We start from the raw sequence: 22,168 nt of genomic DNA, 5'->3' as shown, positions 1-22,168 counted from the left end.
TGTTTGGTCCTTATACCTGTTCAGGCAACAGCTCTGCCGGAATGTTCTGATAGCAGACCGGGCGCAGGAACCGGCGAATGGAGAGCGTGCCCACAGAGGTGGCCCCAAAATTGGTAGAGGCCGGGTAGGGGCCGCCATGTACCATCGTATCGGAGACCTCAACGCCGGTTGGGAAGCCATTGGCGAGTACGCGGCCGGCTTTGCGCTCCAGCAGCGGCAGCAATGCTTGCGCTTCTTGGGTGTCGCCCGCGTCCATTTGCAGGGTGCAGGTCAGCTGGCCTTCAATCGCCCGGGCGACCTCGTGCATTTGTGTGGTGTCACGCACGCGCACGATGATGCCCATCGGTCCAAAGACTTCTTCTTGGAGGTGGGCATCCGCGAGCCAATCTTCGCCCGCAACGCTAAAGAGATAGGGCTTGGCTGCGCGATCCGGACAAGAAGAGCCCATGACTTCGGTCACGCCTTTGCCGCCTGTCACACGCGCCACGCCGTCGCGGTAGGCAGCGGCGATACCGTCTGTCAGCATGGTTTGGGCGTCGGTGGCTTCCAGTGTGGTCTGCGCGGCCGCTTGAAGGGCGTCTGCCTCTGCACCGTCGATCACCACGGCGATCCCAGGGTTGGTGCAAAATTGTCCTGCGCCCATGGTCAGGGAGCCTGCCCAGCCCGTGCCGATTGCGGCTGCGCGGGCGCCTGCAGCGGCGGGCAGAACAAACATTGGGTTTACAGAGCCGAGTTCGCCAAAGAAGGGGATTGGCTCGTCGCGCTGAGCGCAAAGGTCAAAGAGCGCACGGCCCCCGGCGAGGCTGCCGGTGAAACCCACGGCGCGGATCAGGGGATGTTGTACGAGACGGGTGCCCACATCGCGTTTTCCGCCCTGAACAAGCGAGAAGATACCCGGATGCATATCGAGTGCCTTCAGTGCTGCATCAACCGCCTGCGCAACGATTTCGCCTGTGCCGGGGTGGGCGGAGTGGCCTTTGACCACAACGGGGCAGCCAGCAGCAAGTGCGGCGGCGGTGTCACCCCCAGCGGTCGAGAAGGCCAGTGGGAAGTTTGAGGCACCAAAAACGGCCACCGGGCCAATGGGGCGCTGAATCATGCGCAGCTCCGGGCGCGGCAAAGGCGCGCGATCGGGCAGAGCTTCATCATGGCGCAGGTCAAGGTAAGCACCCGCTTCAATGTGATCGGCAAAAAGGCGTAGCTGGCCAGTGGTACGGCCACGCTCGCCTTCCAGACGCATCGCGGGCAACCCGGTTTCTTGAGTGCCTATTTCGGTGATAGCGTCGCCACGTGCATCGATCTCTTCGGCGATTTTGCGCAATAGCGCGGCGCGTTCACTGCGGGAGGACCAGCCGAAGCTGGCAAATGCGGCTTCAGCCGCTTCCACGGCGGCATCCACATGTACAGGTGTGCCTACAGCAAAATCATGGCTTTCGCCGGTGGCGGGTTCAGAGGCAAAGGTTGCGTCGCCTGCGACCCAGTCGCCAGCAATTAGGTGTTTTCCGGTCAGCATATCTTTCGCTTTCTTAGAGCAGGCCACGGTCGGCCAGGTTGCGCATTAGGTGAGAAGCGCCAAAGCGCCACTCGTCACATTCGGTGGACAGGCGCACGGTGTTGGTGAGCTGTCCGAGTTGGTTGTTTGCGATGGTCACAACATCGCCAAGCTTGTGGGTAAAGCCTCCACCGGGGGTGTCGCGGTCTTGGGTGGGGGCAAAGAGCGTGCCCAAAAACAGCATCAGCCCGTCCGGGTATTGGTGATGCCGGCCAATGGTTTGGCGCACCAGATCTGCCGGATCACGGCTGATCTGTGCCATCGAAGAATGGCCTTGAAGCTCAAATCCTTCCGGCCCGGAGACGGTGAGGGTCAGTTCTGCCTGGCGGACATCATCCAACGTAAAGCGCTCGTCAAAGAGGCGGATCATCGGGCCGATGGCACAGGAGGCGTTGTTGTCTTTGGCTTTGCTGAGCAGGAGGGCAGAGCGGCCTTCCACATCGCGCAGATTGACGTCATTGCCGAGGGTCGCGCCTTTGATCTCTCCTTTGGAGGTCACGGCGAGCACCACTTCGGGCTCGGGGTTGTTCCATGTGGAGATCGGGTGCAGGCCGATGTCGGCACCAAAGCCGACAGATGAGAGAACCTGAGCTTTGGAAAACACTTCCGCATCCGGGCCGATGCCGACCTCAAGATATTGGCTCCAGAGGCCTTCTGCGATCAGGGCTTGCTTGACTTCCTCCGCGGCATCAGAGCCGGGAACGATGTTGGAGAGGCTGTCGCCAATACGTGCGCCAATGCGTTTTCGGATGGCTTCGGCCTTGGCGGGGTCGCCGGCAGCCTGCTCTTCAATCACGCGCTCAACCATGGAGCCTGCAAAGGTCACGCCACAAGCTTTGACGGCCTGAAGGTCACATGGTGCGAGCCAGTTGTGGTCTTCTGTCACCGCGCCCAAAGAGGTGCCGGGGGCAGAGCGGGTGTAGTCTGCGGCGTCCTCGCGCTCCAGAATGTCGCGCACGGTGGGGGCGGTTTTGGACGTGATGTCCACCAGCTGCCCATCACGGATGGTTACAACTGCCGGGCCGATGCCGGGGCGTTCTACGCGGCCGAGCCAAAGCCCGGAAGGATCAAGGGAAAGAGCAGTCATATCAATCTCTGAGGTTGTAGGCCCGTGCGGCGTTGCCGCCCCAGACAGCCTTGAGTTCGGTTTCTGTCAGTGCGCTCAAAAGGTCGTTGCTGGTGTCGACCCAGCGCGCATAGGTGCTGGCAAGGGTGCAGACCGGCCAGTCGCTTCCCCAAATCAGGCGTTCAGGGCCAAAGGTGCCGAGCAGATGATCCGCGTAGGGGCGCAGATCGTTGGTGGCCCAATCGCTTGCGGCCTCGGTGACCAGGCCGGAGAGCTTGCAGAACGCTTTGGTCTCGCTTGCCAAGGCGACCATGTCCTCGGCCCAGCCTTCAATCACACCGTCTTTGATGAGGGGTTTGGATGCATGGTCGATCACCACACGCATGTCGGGGTGACGTGTAAGCAGCTTGTGCAAGTTGCCCAGATGTTGGGGCAGGGTGAGCGCATCAAAGGTGAGATCATGCGCGATCAGAGCCTCGAAAGCCGGGGTGAGCGCATCGCGCAGCATCCAGTCGGGATCGGCGATGTCCTGTATCATCGGACGCAGGCCAACCAGTGCCGGATTGCTTGCGAGTGTCGCGATCTGATCGGCGGCATCTTTAGCCTCGAAATCAACCCAGCCGACAACACCTTTGATGAAGCTGTTTTCTGCTGCCAGAGAGAGCATGAATTCGGTTTCTGCCACTGTGGGGGCTGCCTGAACCAGAACGGTGCCTCCTATATCAGCAGCCTTCAGCAGAGGAGTCAGGTCGTCAGGCAGAAAGTCGCGGTAGATGACACCCAGTTCGGGCGTGAGCCAGCCGTAGTCTCCGCGCGCGATCGACCAACAATGCTGGTGAGCGTCAATTCTCATGAAATCACACCCTTCTTGAGGATGATGTTTCCATAGAGCCGACGTTCGCCGGTTTGTACGATGGCAAAGGCAGTGGCCGCGCGGTCGTAGAAGGCGAAACGTTCAAGCGTTTGGATTTGCACCGGATTGTCGGCTGTGGCCTCGATGATGCTTTGAAAATCGGCGACGGCTTCGGGGATTGCATCTGGATCGCCTACCACTTGCATCGTCAGGGCGGGGTCAGGCACAAAATTGTCCAGAGGCATGATCGAGAGCACGGCTTCCAGTATTTCGCTCGCTGTGGAGCCGTCGGCACGGATGCAGGCGGGGCCGGTGCTGGTGCCGGGGAAATTGGCATCTGCGATGACGATTTCATCGCCGTGCCCCATGGCGCGCAGCGTGTGCAGCAGGTCGGGCGACAGCAGCGGGTTGATATTACGCAGCATCAGAACGCTCCGAAGGCAGAGGGGCATTGGGGCGGATCAGCCCTTCACCGCGCAGGTCAGACCAGAGCGCATCCGGGATGGCGCGTTCCATCAGGCGGGCATTGGCCTCCACTTCTGCACGCGAAACCGCACCCGGAACCACGGTTTTTACACAGGGGTGGCCGAGCACAAATTGCAGAGCGGCGGCAATCAGGGGCGTGTCATGGGCGGCGCAAACCGCTTCGATTTTGCGCACGCGCGCCATGATCTCTTCGGGGGCGTCATCGTAGTTGTATTTCGCGCCTTCCACGGCACCGGTGGCCAGAATGCCGGAGTTATAAGGGCCGCCGAGGATGATGCCGACGTCGCGCTTTTCACAAAGGGGCAGGAAGCTGTCGAGGGCCTCTTGCTCTAAGAGGGTGTACCGGCCCGCGAGCAGGAAGCCGTCAAAGTCACCAAGCCCCAGCAGCTTTTCGCAGACTTGCCATTCGTTCACACCTGCGCCGATGGCCGCGATTTCGCCTGAGTCGCGAAGCTCTGTGAGGGCGCGATAGCCGCCTCCGTCAAACAGTTCGCGCACCTTGGCATCCGATGCTTCCTGGCTGCCTTGGCTGAAAACGCAGACGTCATGTACCAGCAAGATGTCCGCGTTCTGAATGCCGAGGCGCTCTTTGCTGGCCTCATAGGAGCGCATCACCCCGTCATAAGTGTAGTCAAAAACAATGCGCTTTTGCGGCACGTCGACAAAAGCCTCAGGAGTGACTTCGTGAGGCTCACAGTCCAGAAGAAGCCGACCGATTTTGGTGGACAGTTGAATGTTGTCGCGCCCGAAACGCTTCATGCCTTCGCCAAAACGCATTTCTGAACGGCCAAGCCCGTATTGCGGCGCAGTGTCAAAGAAGCGCACGCCGACGTCATATGCGGATTGCAACGCATCTTGTGCGTCTTGCTCAGAAACCTTTCGGTACAGATTGCCGAGTGGCGCACCGCCAAAGCCCATTTGGGTGAGGGGCACCGGACGGGACGTTCGGTTGTTTAGAGGACGTGTTTTCGAAACGGACATAGCAACTCTCTGGTCTCGCGCTGGGCGGTTTAGGGGGTGTTGAACAATTCGGGTTTTGTGTCGTGCAGGGTTTCAATGCGGGGCATGAGCTGGCCAAGGTGGTGGCGCATCTGGCTCTGCGCTGCGGCTTCGTCTCCGGCGCAAATCGCGTCAAAAATCGCGCGATGCTCTACCAGAGTTTCCGAAATTCGGCCGGGTGTTGGCAAGAGCAGAAGGCGCGCGCGCCGGACCTGCAAGGAGACCGTCTGTGCCACCGCTGGGAGGCGGTGGAAGCCCGTGAATTCCATCAGCAAATTGTGGAAATCCTCATCGGCCTGATAAAAACCTGTGATGTCCTCATCCTCGATCATGAGTTCTTGCAGGCGCATGTTGCGGCTCAGAAGCTTGCGCTGCTCAGGCGTGAGGTCGCGCGTGACTTTGGCAACTGTGGCAAGCTCCAGCGCTTCGCGCAAAAACACGCCTTCGCGAATCTCTGACATGGAAAAATAGGACACGTGGGTGCCGGACTGGGGCACAACGTCGACCAAGCCTTCTGCTGCCAAGCGGGCGATGGCTTCGGTTACTGGCGCACGGGACACGCCGAGGCGCTCGCAAATTGGCGCCTTTCTCAAATTCGCGCCGGGCGGGAAGTCCAGCGCCAAAATGGCTTCTTTTACGGAGAGATAAACGCGCTGAGCGAGCGACCCTTCTGAAGGGGCTGTTTCGCGCAAAAGACTGGCGTCGATATCAATGATTTGGTTCATGCTAAAATTTCTACCATGCTAACATGTTAGTTGACAAGTGGTGAATTGCCGCTTAGCAAAATAGGGAAAGCAAGCGAGAAGACGATGCAAGCACCGCATAAAAATCATAATTTACAAAGCTCTAGCGGCGACGTGCTGCGACTCAGCCCGTCTGACAACGTCGTGATTGCGCTGCGCGAGATCGCGGCTGCGGAGCAATTGGATTTGGTTCCTGTACCTTTGGTAGGCTCTGTCACACGGGGGCATAAAATTGCCGTCGCGCCGATCGCCAAGGGTGAAAATGTGATCCGTTACGGCCAGATTATTGGGCAAGCCAAGGCAGATATCGCACCGGGTGAGCATGTGCATGTGCACAACCTTGGGATGGGTGCGCACCAGCAAGACTATGCCCATGCCAGCGCGTCTTACCCTTTGCAGAGCATTACCGACGCCCGGACGTTTCAAGGGTATCACCGCAGCAACGGTAAAGTGGGTACACGCAACTACATCGGCATTCTGACGACGGTGAATTGCTCCGGTTCTGTGGCGAGATTTATCGCCGAAGCGGCTGAGAAATCGGGGTTGCTCGAAGAGTTTCCGAATGTGGACGGGGTCGTGCCGATTGTGCATGGCACAGGCTGTGGCATGTCGAGCGACAATGAAGGATATGCCACTTTGTTCCGCACCCTGGCGGGCTATGCGCAACATCCGAACTTTGGCGGCATTCTGTTGATTGGGCTTGGCTGCGAGGTGATGCAGGTCGCCGATCTGGTGGGCGGTCAGCCGATCCGCGCAGATGGCGCGCTGCGCTATATGACCATTCAGAACGAAGGCGGCACCCGTAAGACGATTGAACACGGGCTTGAGCAGCTGCGCGGGATAGCCGAGATGGCCAACAAAGCCGAACGCGCACCGGCGCCGATCAGTGAGATCACTGTGGGTATGCAATGTGGTGGCTCAGATGGTTATTCCGGTATCACCGCCAATCCGGCGCTGGGCTATGCCTCTGACCTGCTGGTTCGCCACGGTGGCACGACCATTTTGTCTGAAACGTCTGAGATTTACGGCGCTGAGCATCTTTTGACCCGGCGTGCGGAAAGCATTGAAGTTGGCGAAAAGCTGATCGAGCGCGTGCGTTGGTGGGAAGACTACACCGAGCGCAATGGCGGCGAGATGGACAACAACCCTAGCCCTGGCAACAAGCGCGGCGGGTTGACCACCATCTTGGAAAAATCGCTGGGAGCCGTCGCCAAGGGTGGGACAGCACCAATGCGCGATGTCTACCAGTTTGGAGAAATCATCGACAAGCATGGCTTTGTCTTTATGGACAGCCCCGGCTTTGACCCATGCTCCGTGACAGGGCAGGTGGCCTCCGGTGCAAACCTGATCGTGTTTACCACCGGTCGCGGCTCTGTGTCAGGATATCAGCCGACGCCCTGCATCAAGCTGTCCACCAACTCGGAAATGTATGCCCGCATGTCAGAAGACATGGACCTCAACTGCGGAGACATCGTGACCGATGGCGTCAGCATCGAGAGCAAGGGCGAGGAGCTGTTTGAGATTTTGATCCGTGTGGCCTCGGGCGAGCGGACGAAGAGTGAGGAACTTGGCTTTGGCGGGGTCGAGTTTGTCCCCTGGCAAATTGGCGCGGTGATGTAACGCTGCGCTGACTGCTTGGGAGGGCAGGAAATTGGGAGGAACTATGAATAAACTGGTCGAAATGACGGGGATCGATAAATTTTTCCCCGGCGTACATGCGCTCAAGCGGGTGCAGTTCGATCTGATGTCGGGCGAAGTTCACGCGCTGATGGGCGAGAACGGGGCTGGCAAGAGCACATTGATGAAAATCCTTTCGGGGATCTATCAGCGTGATGGCGGTGTTCTGAAGATTGACGGGCAAGAAGTCAGCCCGACGACGCCAAGCGAGGCGCAGGACCTTGGGATTGGGATCATCCACCAAGAGCTGAGCCTGATGAATGACCTGACAGTCGCGCAGAACATTTTTATCGGGCGGGAGCCGCGCAAGAGTTTTGGGCGTTTGGATGAGGTGGCGCTGAACGCGCAGACGGCCGAGATCTTTGCGTCGATGAACCTTGAACTCGATCCTAAGACCATTGTGGGCAGCCTGACCATTGCCAAACAGCAGATGGTGGAGATCGCCAAAGCGCTGTCTTTCCGTTCCAAGGTTCTGATCATGGACGAGCCGACTGCGGCGCTCAATGATGCGGAGATCGCGGAGCTGTTTGTGATCATTCGCCGCCTGAAATCCGAAGGCGTAGGTATCGTTTATATCAGTCATAAGATGGATGAGCTGAAGCAGATCGCGGACCGTGTGACCGTGATGCGCGACGGAGAATACGTTGGCGTGGTTGAGGCCGCGGAGACACCGATCAGCCAGATCATCTCAATGATGGTGGGCCGTGAAGTGACCGAAGAGCCGCTTGAAGTGCCGGATTTGACTGGTGCTGAGGTGTCGCTTGAAGTGTCCGGGTTGAGCCGGGGGCGCGAAATTCAGGATGTGAGCTTCTCCGTGCAACGCGGTGAAATCCTTGGTTTTGCCGGGTTGATGGGGGCTGGGCGCACCGAAGTTGCGCGCGCGATTTTTGGGGCTGATGTCAAAGAGGCCGGGGAGATCAGAGTGCATGGCCAAAAGGTCAGCATCAAAACCCCAAGCGACGCTGTAGAAGCGGGCATTGGCTATCTGTCCGAAGATCGCAAACACTTTGGTCTGGCGACCGGAATGAATGTACGGGACAACATTGCGCTGGCATCGATGGATCTGTTCTCGAGTTCTGTGGGGGTGCTCAATGATGCGGGCATGGCGGAGACGGCGCAGAAATACATCAGCCAGCTGGGCATTCGCACACCGTCTGATACGCAGGAAGTGCGCCTGCTGTCTGGCGGCAATCAGCAGAAAGTGGTGATCGCCAAATGGTTGCTGCGCGATTGCGATATTCTGATTTTTGACGAGCCGACCCGTGGCATCGACGTGGGGGCGAAGTCGGAAATCTACAAACTGCTGGAAGAGCTCGCCGAGGATGGAAAGACGATCATCGTGATCTCCTCTGAACTGCCAGAAATTATGCGCCTCAGCCACCGGATTGCGGTGATGTGCGAAGGCCGGCTGACCGGGATTTTGCCCGGCGGCAAAGACACCACTCAAGAAGACATCATGCAATTGGCGACCCAGCGTGAGGCGGTCATGCATGTAACGGAGACAATACAATGAGCACCGCAACCGACGTAAACGAAAAATCGCCCCTGTCCGGGCTTGGAGATTCCGGGGCGTACCAAAAGCTTCTGGCGTTTGCGAGTTTGATTGTGCTGTTGATCGGCTTTTCGATTGCCTCGCCGAACTTTATGCAGACATCCAATATGATCGCCATTTTGCAGGCGACTTCGGTGAACGGTGTGCTTGCGGTTGCGGCCACGCTGGTGATCATCACCGGGGGCATTGACCTGTCGGTGGGCACATTGATGACCTTCTGTGCGGTGATTGCCGGGGTTGTGCTGACCTATCTGGGAATGCCGCTTCTGCTGGGCGTTGCAGCGGCGATTGGGGCCGGGGCGCTCTGTGGTCTGTGCTCGGGCACCTTCGTGGCCAAGATGAAGATCCCGCCGTTTATTGCGACACTTGGCATGATGCTGATCCTGAAGGGCCTGTCGCTGGTGATTTCGGGCACACGACCGATCTACTTCAACGACACACCGGGCTTTGATCAGATTTCCCGTGGTTCGCTGATTGGAGAGATCTTTCCGGCCCTGCCGATCCCCAATGGCGTGCTAATCCTGTTCCTTGTGGCTGCGGCGGCCTCCTACATTCTGAGCAAGACGGTGCTGGGGCGCTACACCTTTGCGCTGGGCTCCAACGAAGAAGCGGTGCGCTTGTCTGGCGTGAACACCGATCGCTGGAAGATGCGCATCTACGCTCTGGCCGGCGGCATCTGCGGCATTGGCGGCATCCTGATCGCATCGCGCCTGAACTCTGCGCAGCCGGCACTGGGCCTTGGCTATGAGCTGGAAGCGATTGCGGCTGTGGTGATCGGCGGCACCTCATTGTCCGGCGGACGCGGCACCATTCTGGGCACTCTGATCGGCGCATTGATTATGGCGGTGCTGACCAATGGCCTGCGCGTGCTGTCGGTTGCTCAGGAATGGCAGACCGTTGTGACCGGCGCGATCATCATTCTGGCGGTTTATGCCGACATGGTGCGCCGCAAGAAATCGGGCTGAGGCCTGACGCGAGGGGCGCACATGGGGGCGCCTCTTGCACCTCGAACTAAGAAAAAAGCGTGACCAATATGGAGGAGAATATCATGCTAACACGTCGTTTTATTTTGGGGGCCTTGAGTGCCGCCGTGATGAGTGCGCCAGCGTCTATGGCAGTGGCCGAAGATGAAATGTATATCCCGCTGGTTTCCAAAGGCTTCCAGCACCAGTTCTGGCAGGCGGTGAAGCTGGGTGCAGAACAGGCAGCGGATGAGTTCGGGGTGCGCATCACCTTTGAAGGTCCAGACAATGAGACCATGGTCGACCGTCAGATCGACATGCTGGCAGCGGCGCTGGCCAACAAGCCTGCGGCCATCGGCTTTGCGGCTCTGGACAGCCAGGCGGCGATCCCTCTGCTGCGTCAGGCCAATGATGCGGGCATTCCGGTTGTGGCCTTTGACAGCGGTGTAGACAGCGACATCCCGCTTTCCACAGCGACCACCGACAACGCACTGGCAGCCGGCATGGCCGCAGACAAAATGGCGGAGCTGATTGGCGGCAAAGGCAAAGTGGCCGTTGTTGCACACGACCAAACCAGCCGCACCGGCATTGACCGTCGCGATGGCTTTGTGAACCGTATCGAAGCGAAATACCCAGACATCGAAGTTGTGACTGTTCAGTACGGTCAGGGCGACCACCTGAAATCCACAGAGGTGACCAAGGCGATCCTGACAGCCAACCCTGATCTGAACGGTATCTTTGGCACCAACGAAGGCTCCGCAATCGGTGTTGTGAATGGTGTGCAGGAACTGGGCACTGAAGGTCTGGTGATCATTGGTTACGACAGCGGTAAAGCGCAGAAAGATGCGATCCGTAGCGGTCTGATGGCAGGTGCGATCACGCAGAATCCTGTTGGCATCGGTTATGAAACCGTGAAAGCGGCTGTGATGGCGACCAAAGGCGAAGAAGTGCCTGCGCTGATCGACACAGGCTTCTACTACTACGATGCTTCCAACATCGACGAGCCGAAGATCCAAGCGGTTCTGTACGATTAAAAACATCACTTTGACCCGCCCCTCTTGGGCGGGTCTTCTTTCACCGGGCCAGTCGTATATGTGATGTGTCCCAAGGTCCGGTGAAATCCTCGCCCTAGGATCTTAATATGGGCTTCCTGTGAAAATCAGACCGCCCCTTTGGGTATCAATTGTTTAGCCGCCCTGTGGCATCGGCCTCTAGGATTTCCACGAGGCTTTGGCTCCGGAAATGGATTGGGCGATGGCGGCTTGCAGTTCTGAGCGCTGCACGGGTTTGGTCAGGCGCAGGTCTTCAGGATTTATGTTCTCCGCTTGCAAGGCTTCTGAGGCATAGCCCGACATGAATATCGCTGGTAGATCTGGGACCTTTTCTCGCAGCGATTTGACAAGCGTGGTGCCCTGAAGTGTGCCGGGCATAACGACATCTGTCAGCAGCAGGTCAAATGCAGGATCGCTATCAAACAGAGTTTTGGCCTCATCAGCGGTTTTTGTGGTGACGACCTTATGGCCATCCGCTTGAAGCATTTCCTGAAGCACCTCGCGGACTTCGGCTTGGTCCTCGACCAGCAAGATGCGGCAATCTCTGGTGATGATAGGTGCATCTGGTTGGGTTAGGTCTGACTGCATTAGCTCCTGAGTGCTATCGGTTGCCGGGAAATAGAGCTCGAAGACTGTGCCTTCCTCAGGCGTGGAATGAACGAGTACCACGCCACCGGATTGTTGCATAAAACCAAGGACCATAGAGAGCCCAAGCCCGGAGCCCTTGCCAATGGATTTGGTTGTGAAGAATGGTTCAAACACTTTTTTCAGCGTTTCGGCAGGCATGCCTGTGCCGGTATCACGCACGGAGACCATGACGTAGCGCCCGGGCTTCAGAACATTACCTTGCGCATCCGAGATTTGGCGGTTCGCGGTGATGTTCTGTGTCTTCAGCGTCAATGCGCCGCCATCTGCCATCGCGTCCCGGGCATTCAAGATGAGGTTGATCAAAGCGCTTTCCGCGGCGCTTTGGTCGGCGTTGACCGGCCAGAGCGCATCCTCAAAGATGGTGTGGATTGCGATGTTTGAGGGCAGGGTGCGTCCGGTCCAGGAATGGGTTTCCTTTACGAGTTCGTTGAGATCGAGGCGGCTTGGCGACAAAGGTGCGCGGCGCGCAAAGCTGAGCATATTGCGGGTCAGGTCTGCGCCACGCAGGGTGGCATCGATGCTTGGCTTCAACAAACGCAAATGGCTGGGGTCGTCGGTGCGCTCGCGCAGAAGCTCCAGATTGCCAAGCACAATGGCGAGCAGGTTGTTGAAGTCGTGGGCAACTCCGCCTGTCAGTTGGCCGATGGCCTCAAGTCTCTGAGAGGCTGCAAGGCGGTTTTGCAATTCCTCGCGTTGCGCCTGTTCCGCCAGACGGCCAGAAATATCCACGATGGAGGCACGCACCAGTTGCTCTTCAAATGGCGGGATGCGCGACAGTGAAATCTCACAGGGGATCTCTTTGCCCTCTGCATTGAGATGGGTCCATTGAAACGTAGGATGTTCTCCGGTCAGGGCCTGTTTCAAAAGTAACTGCGCCCGCTTTTCGGAGAGCTGGCCAGAAGGCTGATATTCCGGACTTATCTCAGCGAAGACCGGGCTGCCGACCAGTTTTTCGCGAGGTATGCCAAAGAGGGCTTCTGCCTTGGAATTGGCCGCGATGAAATGTCCAAGTTCGACATCCATTATGACAATTGCCTCATGGGCATATTCAAACAGCGCCTCAAACTGTGAGAACTTTTCAGATGATTCGCTGTCGGTGTCCTGCCAGGACCGTTTTAGGCTGTGAATCAGCAAAATCATCAGTTGGCTGAATACGAGTGTGATAAAAAGTGTTACCACCCAATTGCCAAAGGCGGTATTCCACTCAAGCATGGTGATTTCGGGGGCTTGCAATTGGCCCGTGAGGAAAAGACCGGCAATGATCAGCAAGGTGAGTGCTGTGGCGGCCAGGATTGACTGAATCGCCTTTGGGTTGAATACGGCGGCGCCCAGAGCAAAGAAGAACGGGGTGGCGATCATAGAGGTGGCAACAACGCCGAGGGTCATGACGGCAAAGCCTATGCCCAGCAGATTGCCTGCGATCATAATGGCTGCGCGCAGTTTGATGTGTTCGTCCTTACGCAGCACGAAGAACGGGATAATGCAGGTGCCAACCAATAACACAACGAGCGTCAGAAAACTCGGCCCGAATTGTTCGACCCGCACCATGGCGATCAGAACGGAGACCGTTGTCGCAGAAGCAAGCACATCCATGATCATGTGCATGGCACCGCGCAGGCCAGCGCTGTAGCTGTGATGCGGTTGAAGAGTCTTCAGTGTCATCTTGGGGTGCCCAATCAATCTGTGTTGTTTCGCAAAGACTTGCCCGTGGGTTCTGCGCAGCGGGGACTTGGCACTCAAAGCTCCGCCAAAAGTCATAGGCAGCGCAGCATACCTTGGTGAGGCAAATGTCCTGATTTTCCCTAAACTCGCAAAAGCGAGGCTGGATATACGCCCATGATCTCGTTAGCGCAAACACCTTTGGGTTGTTGGGTTGGGGTATACTGGGAAGACTTTGTCGAACGGGGCGAAGATGGCGAAAATTCGCCAAGAGTACCGCGCGCGACTTCTGTTAATCTTTATTACCCGGGGCATTTGTTAACGAATGAAGGGGCTGGAATGACTCAGGCCGTGACTGCGCCTCTTGACACTACATCTTTCAAGTGTAGAGAGCGCCTTTGTTTTGTCGGGTGGACATAAGATGCGGTTATATATTGCCGACGATAATGCTGATTTTGCGGAGTTCTGCTCTGAAGTTGCCATTTTGGAAGGGTGGTCTGTGACCATTTGCCAAAATGGGGTGGAACTGCTTGCAAAAGTCCGGGAAGAGCGCGGCCCTGCGCTGCTTTTGGTGGATATCCAGATGCCGGTGATGGACGGTATCGAAGTTATTCAGTCGCTCAACAAAATCGATCGCGATTTGCGTATTCGCTTCATTACGGGTGGGCCGAGTGCTTCCGCGCATGCCGCTCAGTTGATTGCTGGCGCGCGCGCCTTGAACGTGGGCGAAGTCCTTAGCAAGCCGCTGTCTTTGCAGGACTTGCGAGGCGTGCTGAAGACCGAGATCGAAGATCAAAACGGTATCTTTGCAAAGGCGTCTTAAGCGTACCGCTCCGCTAAAGTTCTTTAACTGCGATAGACCAGCACTGAGCAGGCAGCATGGCGCACCACCCGCGCCGCGGTTGATCCAAGCAGATAATCCGAGAAATCAGGCTTGTGAGAGGCCATGACAATGCAGCCGATGTTATTGTCCGCGGCATATTCCACAATCGTACGGTAGCAGTGCCCGGTCACAATCACCGGATTCACTTCTGGATGGGCCGCGGTCTTTTCTTCGAGCAGGGTTTTGGCGGTGTCAAAACCCTGTTGCAGCATCTTCTCTCCCAATGCGGCTTTGGCCATGCTGTGGGGGGCTTCGTAGACATGAAGCGCAATGATCTCGCCACCCGGTTTGCTGAGCGCCTTCGCTGCGGTCAGAGTTTCCGGCGAAATGTCATGGTTGAGTGCCATGGGCACGAGGATTTTGTCGTACATCGTCATCTCCTTTGCGCTGCCCCAAAAAGACCGGCTTAGGTGCCTAATCCCAAGGAGCCAGTATCACTTTTGGCGCGGCGACGCGTCCGGCGTGTAACGCTTCAAAGGTGACTGGGCCGCTTTCCAGTGGCCGTTCCTCAAACCATTCCAACGCGCCGAGTTCGCCAGCAAAAATAGCCTGTGCTGTGTCGCGGAAATCCTGCATGGAATAGGTGTAGGTCCCGATGAATGTCACTTCCTGAAGCGTCATGCGCCGGATGTCCAATCCGCCTGCATCGTCTCCTAATCCGATATGCGTGATGACCCCGCCGGGTTCAACGTGGGTTGATGCCGCAGCCCGCGTGGCCGCGATGCCAACTGCGTCCACCACGAGGGGTGCGGTCCGATCTGGTTTTGCGAGTATGCGTGCATCGCAGTGTGCGCTCAGGAATTCTGCGCGCTCGGGGTTGGGCTCGATAATGTCCACCGTAGGTAGCCCTTGGGCGCGTAGGCATAGGTAGCTCGCCAATCCAATCGCACCGCCGCCAAGCACAAGAGCGCGTGGCTCCATTGCCGGATGAAGGGCTTCGAGCCCCAACCGCGCGGCGTGCCAGCCCACCGCCAAAGGCTCTGCCAGAGAGGCCTTTGGCAAAGCAATGTCATCCGGCACGGTGACAAGATTGCTCGGCGGGATGGCGACAAATTGAGCGAAGGCCCCCTCACGCGGGGGCATGGAGATGATCTGCCGCTGAGGGCAGAGGTTTTCCCGGCCGGTGTGGCACGCGGCACAGTCGCCACATGACACCAGCGGGTTGATTGTGACCCGCCGGCCTTTCTCAGGCCCTTCTTCAATCACGCCCGCGGCCTCATGGCCAAGGATCAGCGGGGCTGGGCGGCGGCTGTCATGGCCAAGGAATGCGTGCATATCAGAGCCGCAGATCCCGACGGCTTCCACACGGACCAGCACATCCCTTTCCTGCATCGCGGGCATGGGGACGTCTTGAAAGCGGAGGGTGTGGGGCGCGTCGTAGATCAGGGCTTTCATTTTGCGGTATATCCTCCGTCGACCATCAGGACCTGTCCGGTAGTATAGGCGGAAGCGTCTGAGCAAAGAAACAAAAGCGGGCCGTCGATGTCAGTTAGCTCGCCGTTGCGGCCGACGCAGGTTCGAGCGGCGTTGCGGGCTGCGCGGTCGGGATCGTCAAACACCGGCTGTGTGAGTTCCGTGGGAAAGAAGCCGGGGCCGATTGCATTGGCGGTGATACCGTGGGGCGACCAAGCCTCTGCCATGGCGCGCGTAAGCTGGGCGATACCTGCCTTACTTGCGCCATAGGCGATCCCACCGGGGAAGGCGCGGGTGGTCTGTAACGAGGCAAAGGTGACGATGCGGCCCCAGCTCTTGGCTTTCATGGCAGGCGCAAAGGTCTGGCTGAGGAAGAAAGGGGCGGTAAGGTTTAGGTTCAGCGTGACATCCCAGCCTTCCGGGGTCACCTCATCTGCGGGCTGGCGCGTGTTGATCCCTGCGGCGTGTATGAGGATGTCAGGCGGCCCGAAGGGGGCTGAAACGGCTGTTCTGAGTTTGGAGAGATCGTTCCGGTTTGTGATGTCAAAGGCGACAAACCCAGCTTGTTCGCCGATCTCGTCTACCAATGTCAGCAGCTCTGTTTTACGACGGGCAACGCCAATCACGTTTGCCCCTGCTACAGCGAGGGCAAGCGCCGCGCGGCGGCCAAGGCCGGAGCTGGCGCCCGTGATGCAGGCGGTCTTGCCCGTCAGATCAAAGAGCGCGCGCGGGTCATCCATTGGCAGAGAGGTCGAAGTTCTCACCGGGGAAGTATTTGGCAAGGCGGGCGTCTGCGGCGCGGGCGTGGCCTTCCATGCCTTCAAGGCGGGAAATGCGCGCGGTGGCTTCTGCGACTGGCCGCGATCCCTCGCGGGTAGCGCGCTGCCAAGTCACGATCTTCATATATTTGTGCACAGACAGTCCGCCGGTGTAGCTGGCGGCGCGGGAAGTGGGCAGCACATGATTGGTGCCTGCGGCCTTGTCGCCGTAAGAGACGGTGGTTTCTTCGCCTAAGAACAGCGAGCCGTAGCAGGTCAGGCGGTCGAGCCACCAATCAGGGTCAGCGGCCTGTACGGTGAGGTGCTCGGGGGCGTATTCATCCGAGGTGGCAGCCATGTCTTCGCGGTTTTCACACAGGATAACTTCAGCATAGTCGCGCCAGGCTGCTGTGGCGTTGTCGCGGTTCACCTCGGGCAAGGTTGCGATCAGATCGGGCACACGGGTGAGCACCTCCTCGGCCAAGGTGCGGTCATCGGTGACCAGCCAGACCGGAGAGTTGTAGCCATGCTCCGCCTGGCTGACGAGATCTGTGGCGACGATATGAGGATCAGCGGTGCCATCCGCGAGGATGAGGCTGTCGGTGGGGCCGGCGATCATGTCGATGCCAACGCGGCCAAAGAGGATGCGTTTGGCTTCGGCCACAAACTGGTTGCCGGGGCCGACGAGGATATTAGCTTTGGGCAGGCCAAAGAGGCCAAAGGTCATCGCCGCCACCCCCTGCACGCCGCCCATGGCGAGAATGCAGTCTGCGCCGCAGATATGGGCGGCATAGGCAATGGCCGGAGCAACACCGACCCCGGGCTGAGGCGGGGAGCAGGCGGTGATGTGACGGCAACCGGCGACTTTGGCAGTGGTGACTGTCATGATGGCGCTGGCGATATGGCTGTAGCGCCCGCCGGGCACGTAGCACCCGGCGGCGTCGACGGGGATGGCTTTTTGCCCGGTGATGAAACCGGGGATCAGCTCCGTTTCAAAATTTTGCACCGTGCCTTTTTGCATCTCAGCAAAGCGGCGCACGTTGTCATAGGCAAAGAGGATGTCATCCTTGAGCTTGTCTGGCACCAGCTCTGCTGCGCGGTCTATGTCGGTTTGCGTCATCAGTGTTGGGCCGTCGTATTGATCAAACTTGGCCGCATAGTCCAGCGCTTTCGCATCGCCCCCGGCCTCAATGTCATTCAGGATCGTTTTCACGGTTTCATGCACGTCAGTGGCATCGGATTTTGGTGTCAGCGTTGCTTTCTTCAGATAGGTGCGAGCCATTGATGGGATCCTCATGAGCGGGAAAGTTCGTTGTTTTCGCGTTGGTTGTGTCTGATGGAGGAGAAGAGCGCCAAGCCGATCATCATCACCCCCACGCCGCCGGTTATCATCTCGGGAACATGCCAGAGCGATTGCATGAACATGATCAGGGCGAGAGCGAAGATGGAGTAAAAGGCGCCGTGTTCGAGGTAGCGGAAGTGCTGCAAGGTGCCATTCTCCACGAGCATGATGGTCATGGAGCGCACATACATCGCGCCGATTCCAAGGCCGATGGCGATCAGGATGATGTTGGAGGTCAGCGCAAAGGCCCCGATCACGCCGTCAAAGGAGAAGCTCGCGTCGAGCACCTCAAGGTACATGAACGCGCCAAAGCCGCCCTTTGCTCCGGCGTTGATCATGGCTTTGTTGGAGTTGTCGAGAAATGTGCCGAGCCCGTCCACCATGGTAAAGACCAGGAGGCCCATGATGGCTGAAAAGAGGAAATTTGTGCGTTTGTATTCCGGTAGCGCCATGGAGATTCCGACGACGATCACCAGAACCAGCGCGATTTCAAAGCCGCGCACGGAGCCGCATTTTTTGAGACGGCACTCTAGGCCTTTGAGCCAGTCCACGGATTTGTCTTCATCTACAAAGAAGGTGAGGGAAACCATCATCAGGAATGTCCCACCAAAGGCCGCGATAGAGCTGTGGGACTGATGCATGATGTGGCTGTATTGCTCTGGTGCGATCAGGGCGAGGCGCAGGGCTTCGAGGGGCGTGAGCCAGGCAAAAACGGTGACGATCAGGAGCGGGAAGACGATCCGCATGCCGAAGACGGCGATGAGGACGCCCCAAGTGAGGAAGCGGCGCTGCCAGACAGGGGTCATGTCTTCGAGTTTGTTTGCGTTGACGATGGCGTTGTCAAACGAGAGGGCGATTTCCAAAGCCGCGAGCACAGCACCGATCAACAGGAAGGAGATTATCGCGTTGATGGTGCCTTCGGTTTCCCAGCCCAGCCATGCGGAGAGGAACAAGCCCACCACGGTGACAATCAGCGCCCATTTCAGATAGGCCAAAGGAGATTTTTGTGCCTGCATGGTCATTGCCCGTAAATGAAGTTCGGCAGCCAGAGGGCGATTTGCGGGAAGAGGAAGATCAGGGTGAGGCCGATCAGCTGGATCACCATGAATTGCATCATGCCAAAGTAGATGTCTCGGAGATCCCACTCAGGAACGACGCCTTTGAGGAAGTAGGCTGAGAGCGCCACGGGTGGGCTAAGCCAGGCGGTTTGCAGGTTCACGGCCACGAGGATGGCGAACCAGACCAGAAGATCATTGGTGTTTTCAAAGCCGAGGTCCAGTGAGGTGACCGTGGGGATCAGGATCGGCACGATGATGAGCACGATGGGCACCCATTCCAGAGGCCAGCCCAGCAGGAAGATCAGCGCCATGATCAGCATCAGGATGAGCACTGGGCTCATATCGAGCGACAGGAGCAACTCGGTCAGCATCTTGGGTGTGCCAAGGTTGGAGAACACCGCGCCGAAGAAGTTAGAGGCCGCCACGAGAAACATGATCAGCACGGTGATCTCAAGACTTTTGAGCAGCGCATCATAAAGTCCCGGAATGGTGAACTTGCGATAGAGCACGGAGAGGACAATCGCTCCAAAAGCTCCGCAGGCAGAGGCTTCGGCAGGGGTGGCCCAGCCTGCCAGAATGGAGCCAAGCGCGAAGGCAATGAGAACCGTTGGCGGCACAAGGCCCATGAAGAATTCATACCAAAGCTCTGAGAAGTAGAAGCCGCCGGGGCGCGCTTTGTTCATCCAGCCATAGACGGCGAACATGATCCCGACCCAGCCGACGGGTACCACCAGAGCGCCGAGCGGGAAGCCAAAGCCTTCGACCAATCCACGGGTGATGAGCCAGATCAGGAAGACCAGTGATGCCATCACCAGCACCACTTCCAACAGGTAGTATTGCGAGGTTTCGGGCTGCTCTTCCGGAGGCAGAATGGGGCCGAGATCTGGGTTGAGCCAGCAACGGCCCAAGGAATAAAGGAGGTAAAGTCCGGCAAGCATAATCCCGGGGATGATGGCTGCGCGGAAGAGGTCTGTGACCGGCACTTCGAGCACCGGCCCCATCACGATCAGCATGATGGACGGGGGGATCAGGATGCCAAGGGTGCCCCCTGCGGTGATGGTGCCTGCGGCAAGGCGCACGTCGTAGCCGGATTTGTTCATGGTACGCGCAGCCATAATGCCGAGAATGGTGACCGAGGCACCAACGATACCAGTGGCCGCGGCAAAGATTGTGGAGACAAACAAGACGGCGATGAAGAGCGCGCCGCGGGTGCGGCTCATCATCATCTGAACCGCTTGGAACAGGCGCTCCATCAGGCCTGCTTGCTCCATGACAATGCCCATAAAAATAAAGAGCGGTACGGCGACAAGCTGATCAGACAGCATCACGGAGTTGGTTTGCAGCGTCATCAGGAAGGTCGCGAGTTTGAAATTCGCGCCCCATGTGCCGAAGACAAAGCCAAGAAAGATAAGCGTGAAGGAGATTGGGAAGCCGACAAAAATCGCAAACAGCATCACTGCGAGCATGATCAGACCAATGGTGGGTTTTGCGATGCCGGGACCTTTGCCAAACACGCTTTCCCAAACGTCGCCGAGCGGCAGGACATCGGGAAAGAACACCCCTACGGTGACTGTCGCGAGAGCGATTACATAGAAGGGCAGGATGCGCAGGAAGACGCGCTCCCGCTCTTTGCCCATCTGGTGAAACGCGCGGAAGAGTTCGGGGAAACCTTGCAGGAATAGAAGGGCTGCGCCGACGGGCATGGCAAGACGCGCAGGCCAGAGAATGGGGGCCCATGTGCTGTCAGCTGCGGTCTCGTTCACGAGGAAGGCCTTGAGCCAGTATTCGGTCGACACCCATGTGAAGAACAACATCGCAGGCAGGTAGAACGCCATGTAGAGCGTCGCGTCGACGGTGGCCTGTGTCTTGGGAGACCATGTGCGGTAGAGGAAATCGGCACGGATGTGCACGCCGCGCAGAAGGGCGTAACCCGCGGCGGCCATAAAGAGCACCCCACCGATCATTCGGCTGATGTCATATACCCAAAGCGTTGGACCAAGGCCCCAGGCGGTGGCAACGTCGTGCATGCCGTTCTGTGTGAGGATCGCAAACATATTGCGCGAGAAGACCTCAAACACGATGGCCAGGATCAGCGGGATCATCAGCAGACAAATCAGACGGCCTGCCCACATGTTGAGAACGTCAATGGCGGCCGTGATCGGTCTTTGCCATGGGGTCATGTCCTCGGGTGTTTCGCCCGGCTGCTCTGTTCGTCTTTCGGCAATCAACTCGTCTGTGATGTCGAGTTCGTCCGGAAACACCTCTTCGGCCATGAGACCCGCCCTTGTTGGAAGTTCTGGATTTCTGAGTGCTTTGGAAAGCCCCGAGCGTGGTCAGGGCTTCCCAGTCGCGTGTGGCCAGCCTTACTTCAGGCTGTCAGCGAAGGCCTTGCCGAGGTTCGCATTGGAGGTCTGTGCCCCCGCCCAAAATGGGACGGCGATTTCTGCAAAGTCCTTTTGGGACTGCCAGACTTCTGCGAAGAACTCATTTTCCGCAGCAGCCGCTTCCAGAGAGGCTTGGGCGGCGTTCATGTATTCGGTGAAGTAATCTGTTGGCGTGTCGTGCAGCTGCACGCCGTGGTTTTCGGTCAGATCCTTCAGCGCCTTGCCGTTTTCATAGATGCGGTAGGACATCGCTTTGGAGAGAGAGGCGTTGGCCGCAACTTCCAGCGCTTTCTTTTCGCCATCGGTCAGCCCGTCGTAGACGTCGCCGTTGATGTAAAGGTCAGCGTTCACAACAACCTGGTGCAGACCTTGCAGGTAGTAGTGCTTCAGCACCTTCTGGAAGCCAAAGACGGAGTCAGGCTTGGGGCAGCACCATTCGGCCGCATCAATTGTGCCTTTCTCAAGGGCAGGCAGGATGTCCCCGCCGCCCATAGCCACGGCGGCGACGCCGATGTCGCTATAGGCTTTGCCGACCATGCCGGGCGGCGCGCGGAAGCGTAGTTTGCGGAAGTCGTCCATGGAGGCAATCGGCTCGGGGAACCATCCCAGTGCTTCCGGGCCAACCGGCTGAAGCATGAAGCCCTTCACATTCACACCCATCTCATCCCACAGGCGGTCATAGAGCTCTTTGCCCCCGCCGTATTGGAACCAGGACATGAAGGCGATGTTATCAAGGCCAACACCTGCGCCCGCGATGGGGGCACCAAAGAGGTTGGCCGCAGGGTGTTTGCCGCCCCAATAGTGGGTCCAGGCAAAGCCGCCTTCGATCAGGCCGCTGTCCACCGCATCCAGTGTCTCGCGCACGCCGACCACGGCACCTGCGGGCAGCACTTCGATTTTGACTGACCCATCAGTCAGCGCGGCGACATCTGCAGCAAATTCATTCAGCATATGCACTTCATCCGCCTGCGCCGGGATCACGGATTGTACTCTGATCACGGTTTCAGCGACCGCCGCTGAGGCGGTTAGGGCGAGGGTAGCGACCCCCACCGCAACGGATTTCAACTTGAACATCATGTTT

19 protein-coding genes are annotated in these 22,168 nt (G+C 58.1%); 5 read left to right on the top strand and 14 right to left on the bottom strand.

What is annotated here, in order from left to right; genetic code table 11:
* Nucleotides 1–10 precede the first annotated feature (10 nt).
* The 6 genes from J7399_RS02790 to J7399_RS02765 are packed head-to-tail and all read right to left on the bottom strand — an operon-like array spanning nt 11 to nt 5,681.
* Nucleotides 11–1,513: an aldehyde dehydrogenase (NADP(+)) gene (locus tag J7399_RS02790; RefSeq protein ID WP_209084018.1), complete on the bottom strand. Its 1,503-nt coding sequence runs from the start codon at nt 1,511–1,513 to the stop codon at nt 11–13.
* 13 nt (nt 1,514–1,526) lie between these two features.
* The gene (locus J7399_RS02785; RefSeq protein WP_209084017.1) at nt 1,527–2,639 is read right to left on the bottom strand and encodes a fumarylacetoacetate hydrolase family protein; all 1,113 of its coding nucleotides are present in this window, start codon (nt 2,637–2,639) and stop codon (nt 1,527–1,529) included.
* A gap of 1 nt (nt 2,640) precedes the next feature.
* Entirely contained in the window at nt 2,641–3,471 is an 831-nt protein-coding gene (locus tag J7399_RS02780) for an amidohydrolase family protein (protein ID WP_209084016.1), read from the bottom strand.
* Nucleotides 3,468–3,896, bottom strand: a complete 429-nt coding sequence (locus J7399_RS02775) for an RbsD/FucU domain-containing protein (RefSeq protein WP_209061400.1) — start codon at nt 3,894–3,896, stop codon at nt 3,468–3,470. The genes J7399_RS02780 and J7399_RS02775 overlap by 4 nt, the downstream gene beginning before the upstream one ends.
* Nucleotides 3,886–4,938: an aldo/keto reductase gene (locus tag J7399_RS02770; protein ID WP_209084015.1), complete on the bottom strand. Its 1,053-nt coding sequence runs from the start codon at nt 4,936–4,938 to the stop codon at nt 3,886–3,888. The genes J7399_RS02775 and J7399_RS02770 overlap by 11 nt, the downstream gene beginning before the upstream one ends.
* Before the next feature lie 29 nt (nt 4,939–4,967).
* Nucleotides 4,968–5,681: a GntR family transcriptional regulator gene (locus J7399_RS02765; protein ID WP_247742702.1), complete on the bottom strand. Its 714-nt coding sequence runs from the start codon at nt 5,679–5,681 to the stop codon at nt 4,968–4,970.
* Nucleotides 5,682–5,765: 84 nt separating this feature from the next.
* On the opposite strand from J7399_RS02765, the gene J7399_RS02760 reads away from it, so the two are divergent.
* The 4 genes from J7399_RS02760 (at nt 5,766) to J7399_RS02745 (ending at nt 10,924) form a co-directional block, all read left to right on the top strand.
* The gene (locus J7399_RS02760; RefSeq protein WP_209084014.1) at nt 5,766–7,319 is read left to right on the top strand and encodes an altronate dehydratase family protein; all 1,554 of its coding nucleotides are present in this window, start codon (nt 5,766–5,768) and stop codon (nt 7,317–7,319) included.
* Nucleotides 7,320–7,362: 43 nt separating this feature from the next.
* The gene (locus tag J7399_RS02755; RefSeq protein WP_209084013.1) at nt 7,363–8,889 is read left to right on the top strand and encodes a sugar ABC transporter ATP-binding protein; all 1,527 of its coding nucleotides are present in this window, start codon (nt 7,363–7,365) and stop codon (nt 8,887–8,889) included.
* The gene (locus tag J7399_RS02750) at nt 8,886–9,893 is read left to right on the top strand and encodes an ABC transporter permease (protein ID WP_209061384.1); all 1,008 of its coding nucleotides are present in this window, start codon (nt 8,886–8,888) and stop codon (nt 9,891–9,893) included. Before J7399_RS02755 ends, J7399_RS02750 begins: the two co-directional genes overlap by 4 nt.
* 83 nt (nt 9,894–9,976) lie before the next feature.
* Nucleotides 9,977–10,924: an ABC transporter substrate-binding protein gene (locus J7399_RS02745; RefSeq protein WP_209061382.1), complete on the top strand. Its 948-nt coding sequence runs from the start codon at nt 9,977–9,979 to the stop codon at nt 10,922–10,924.
* Between the two features lie 177 nt (nt 10,925–11,101).
* On the opposite strand, the gene J7399_RS02740 is transcribed toward J7399_RS02745, so the two are convergent.
* Nucleotides 11,102–13,252: an ATP-binding protein gene (locus J7399_RS02740; RefSeq protein ID WP_209084012.1), complete on the bottom strand. Its 2,151-nt coding sequence runs from the start codon at nt 13,250–13,252 to the stop codon at nt 11,102–11,104.
* A 361-nt stretch (nt 13,253–13,613) separates the two neighbouring features.
* On the opposite strand from J7399_RS02740, the gene J7399_RS02735 reads away from it, so the two are divergent.
* Nucleotides 13,614–14,072, top strand: coding sequence for a response regulator (locus tag J7399_RS02735; protein ID WP_209084011.1), 459 nt, complete (start codon nt 13,614–13,616; stop codon nt 14,070–14,072).
* Between the two features lie 23 nt (nt 14,073–14,095).
* Here J7399_RS02735 and J7399_RS02730 read toward each other — a convergent pair whose 3' ends face one another.
* From J7399_RS02730 to J7399_RS02700, 7 genes are all read right to left on the bottom strand, one after another.
* Entirely contained in the window at nt 14,096–14,503 is a 408-nt protein-coding gene (locus J7399_RS02730; protein ID WP_209084010.1) for a universal stress protein, read from the bottom strand.
* A gap of 43 nt (nt 14,504–14,546) precedes the next feature.
* Nucleotides 14,547–15,527: an alcohol dehydrogenase catalytic domain-containing protein gene (locus tag J7399_RS02725; protein WP_209084008.1), complete on the bottom strand. Its 981-nt coding sequence runs from the start codon at nt 15,525–15,527 to the stop codon at nt 14,547–14,549.
* On the bottom strand, nt 15,524–16,285 hold the full coding sequence (locus J7399_RS02720) for an SDR family oxidoreductase (protein ID WP_209084006.1): 762 nt from the start codon (nt 16,283–16,285) through the stop codon (nt 15,524–15,526). Before J7399_RS02720 ends, J7399_RS02725 begins: the two co-directional genes overlap by 4 nt.
* Nucleotides 16,278–17,585, bottom strand: a complete 1,308-nt coding sequence (hisD, locus tag J7399_RS02715) for a histidinol dehydrogenase (protein WP_209084005.1) — start codon at nt 17,583–17,585, stop codon at nt 16,278–16,280. The genes J7399_RS02720 and hisD overlap by 8 nt, the downstream gene beginning before the upstream one ends.
* Before the next feature lie 11 nt (nt 17,586–17,596).
* Nucleotides 17,597–18,667 (bottom strand): DUF475 domain-containing protein, encoded by a 1,071-nt coding sequence (locus J7399_RS02710; protein WP_209084004.1) that lies wholly within the window; start codon nt 18,665–18,667, stop codon nt 17,597–17,599.
* Complete coding sequence (locus tag J7399_RS02705; protein ID WP_209084003.1) at nt 18,664–20,976, bottom strand: TRAP transporter large permease subunit; 2,313 nt, start codon at nt 20,974–20,976, stop codon at nt 18,664–18,666. The genes J7399_RS02710 and J7399_RS02705 overlap by 4 nt, the downstream gene beginning before the upstream one ends.
* Nucleotides 20,977–21,066: 90 nt before the next feature.
* Nucleotides 21,067–22,164 carry a TRAP transporter substrate-binding protein gene (locus J7399_RS02700; protein WP_247738659.1) on the bottom strand — a complete coding sequence of 366 codons (1,098 nt, stop codon included), beginning with the start codon at nt 22,162–22,164 and terminating at the stop codon, nt 21,067–21,069.
* Nucleotides 22,165–22,168: the final 4 nt, after the last annotated feature.

The organism is Shimia sp. R9_1 (assembly GCF_017743775.1).
Classification (GTDB): domain Bacteria; phylum Pseudomonadota; class Alphaproteobacteria; order Rhodobacterales; family Rhodobacteraceae; genus Shimia.
The sequence above is the reverse complement of the archived record's forward strand: the minus strand, read 5'-3'. Positions and strand labels throughout refer to the sequence as shown.

What these genes read in the sequence shown, in the direction of transcription:
- J7399_RS02790 (WP_209084018.1), bottom strand. Translation starts at nt 1,513, where the DNA reads ATGCTGACCGGAAAACACCTAATTGCTGGCGACTGGGTCGCAGGCGAC.
- J7399_RS02785 (WP_209084017.1), bottom strand. Translation starts at nt 2,639, where the DNA reads ATGACTGCTCTTTCCCTTGATCCTTCCGGGCTTTGGCTCGGCCGCGTA.
- J7399_RS02780 (WP_209084016.1), bottom strand. Translation starts at nt 3,471, where the DNA reads ATGAGAATTGACGCTCACCAGCATTGTTGGTCGATCGCGCGCGGAGAC.
- J7399_RS02775 (WP_209061400.1), bottom strand. Translation starts at nt 3,896, where the DNA reads ATGCTGCGTAATATCAACCCGCTGCTGTCGCCCGACCTGCTGCACACG.
- J7399_RS02770 (WP_209084015.1), bottom strand. Translation starts at nt 4,938, where the DNA reads ATGTCCGTTTCGAAAACACGTCCTCTAAACAACCGAACGTCCCGTCCG.
- J7399_RS02765 (WP_247742702.1), bottom strand. Translation starts at nt 5,681, where the DNA reads ATGAACCAAATCATTGATATCGACGCCAGTCTTTTGCGCGAAACAGCC.
- J7399_RS02760 (WP_209084014.1), top strand. Translation starts at nt 5,766, where the DNA reads ATGCAAGCACCGCATAAAAATCATAATTTACAAAGCTCTAGCGGCGAC.
- J7399_RS02755 (WP_209084013.1), top strand. Translation starts at nt 7,363, where the DNA reads ATGAATAAACTGGTCGAAATGACGGGGATCGATAAATTTTTCCCCGGC.
- J7399_RS02750 (WP_209061384.1), top strand. Translation starts at nt 8,886, where the DNA reads ATGAGCACCGCAACCGACGTAAACGAAAAATCGCCCCTGTCCGGGCTT.
- J7399_RS02745 (WP_209061382.1), top strand. Translation starts at nt 9,977, where the DNA reads ATGCTAACACGTCGTTTTATTTTGGGGGCCTTGAGTGCCGCCGTGATG.
- J7399_RS02740 (WP_209084012.1), bottom strand. Translation starts at nt 13,252, where the DNA reads ATGACACTGAAGACTCTTCAACCGCATCACAGCTACAGCGCTGGCCTG.
- J7399_RS02730 (WP_209084010.1), bottom strand. Translation starts at nt 14,503, where the DNA reads ATGTACGACAAAATCCTCGTGCCCATGGCACTCAACCATGACATTTCG.
- J7399_RS02725 (WP_209084008.1), bottom strand. Translation starts at nt 15,527, where the DNA reads ATGAAAGCCCTGATCTACGACGCGCCCCACACCCTCCGCTTTCAAGAC.
- J7399_RS02720 (WP_209084006.1), bottom strand. Translation starts at nt 16,285, where the DNA reads ATGGATGACCCGCGCGCGCTCTTTGATCTGACGGGCAAGACCGCCTGC.
- hisD (WP_209084005.1), bottom strand. Translation starts at nt 17,585, where the DNA reads ATGGCTCGCACCTATCTGAAGAAAGCAACGCTGACACCAAAATCCGAT.
- J7399_RS02710 (WP_209084004.1), bottom strand. Translation starts at nt 18,667, where the DNA reads ATGACCATGCAGGCACAAAAATCTCCTTTGGCCTATCTGAAATGGGCG.
- J7399_RS02705 (WP_209084003.1), bottom strand. Translation starts at nt 20,976, where the DNA reads ATGGCCGAAGAGGTGTTTCCGGACGAACTCGACATCACAGACGAGTTG.
- J7399_RS02700 (WP_247738659.1), bottom strand. Translation starts at nt 22,164, where the DNA reads ATGATGTTCAAGTTGAAATCCGTTGCGGTGGGGGTCGCTACCCTCGCC.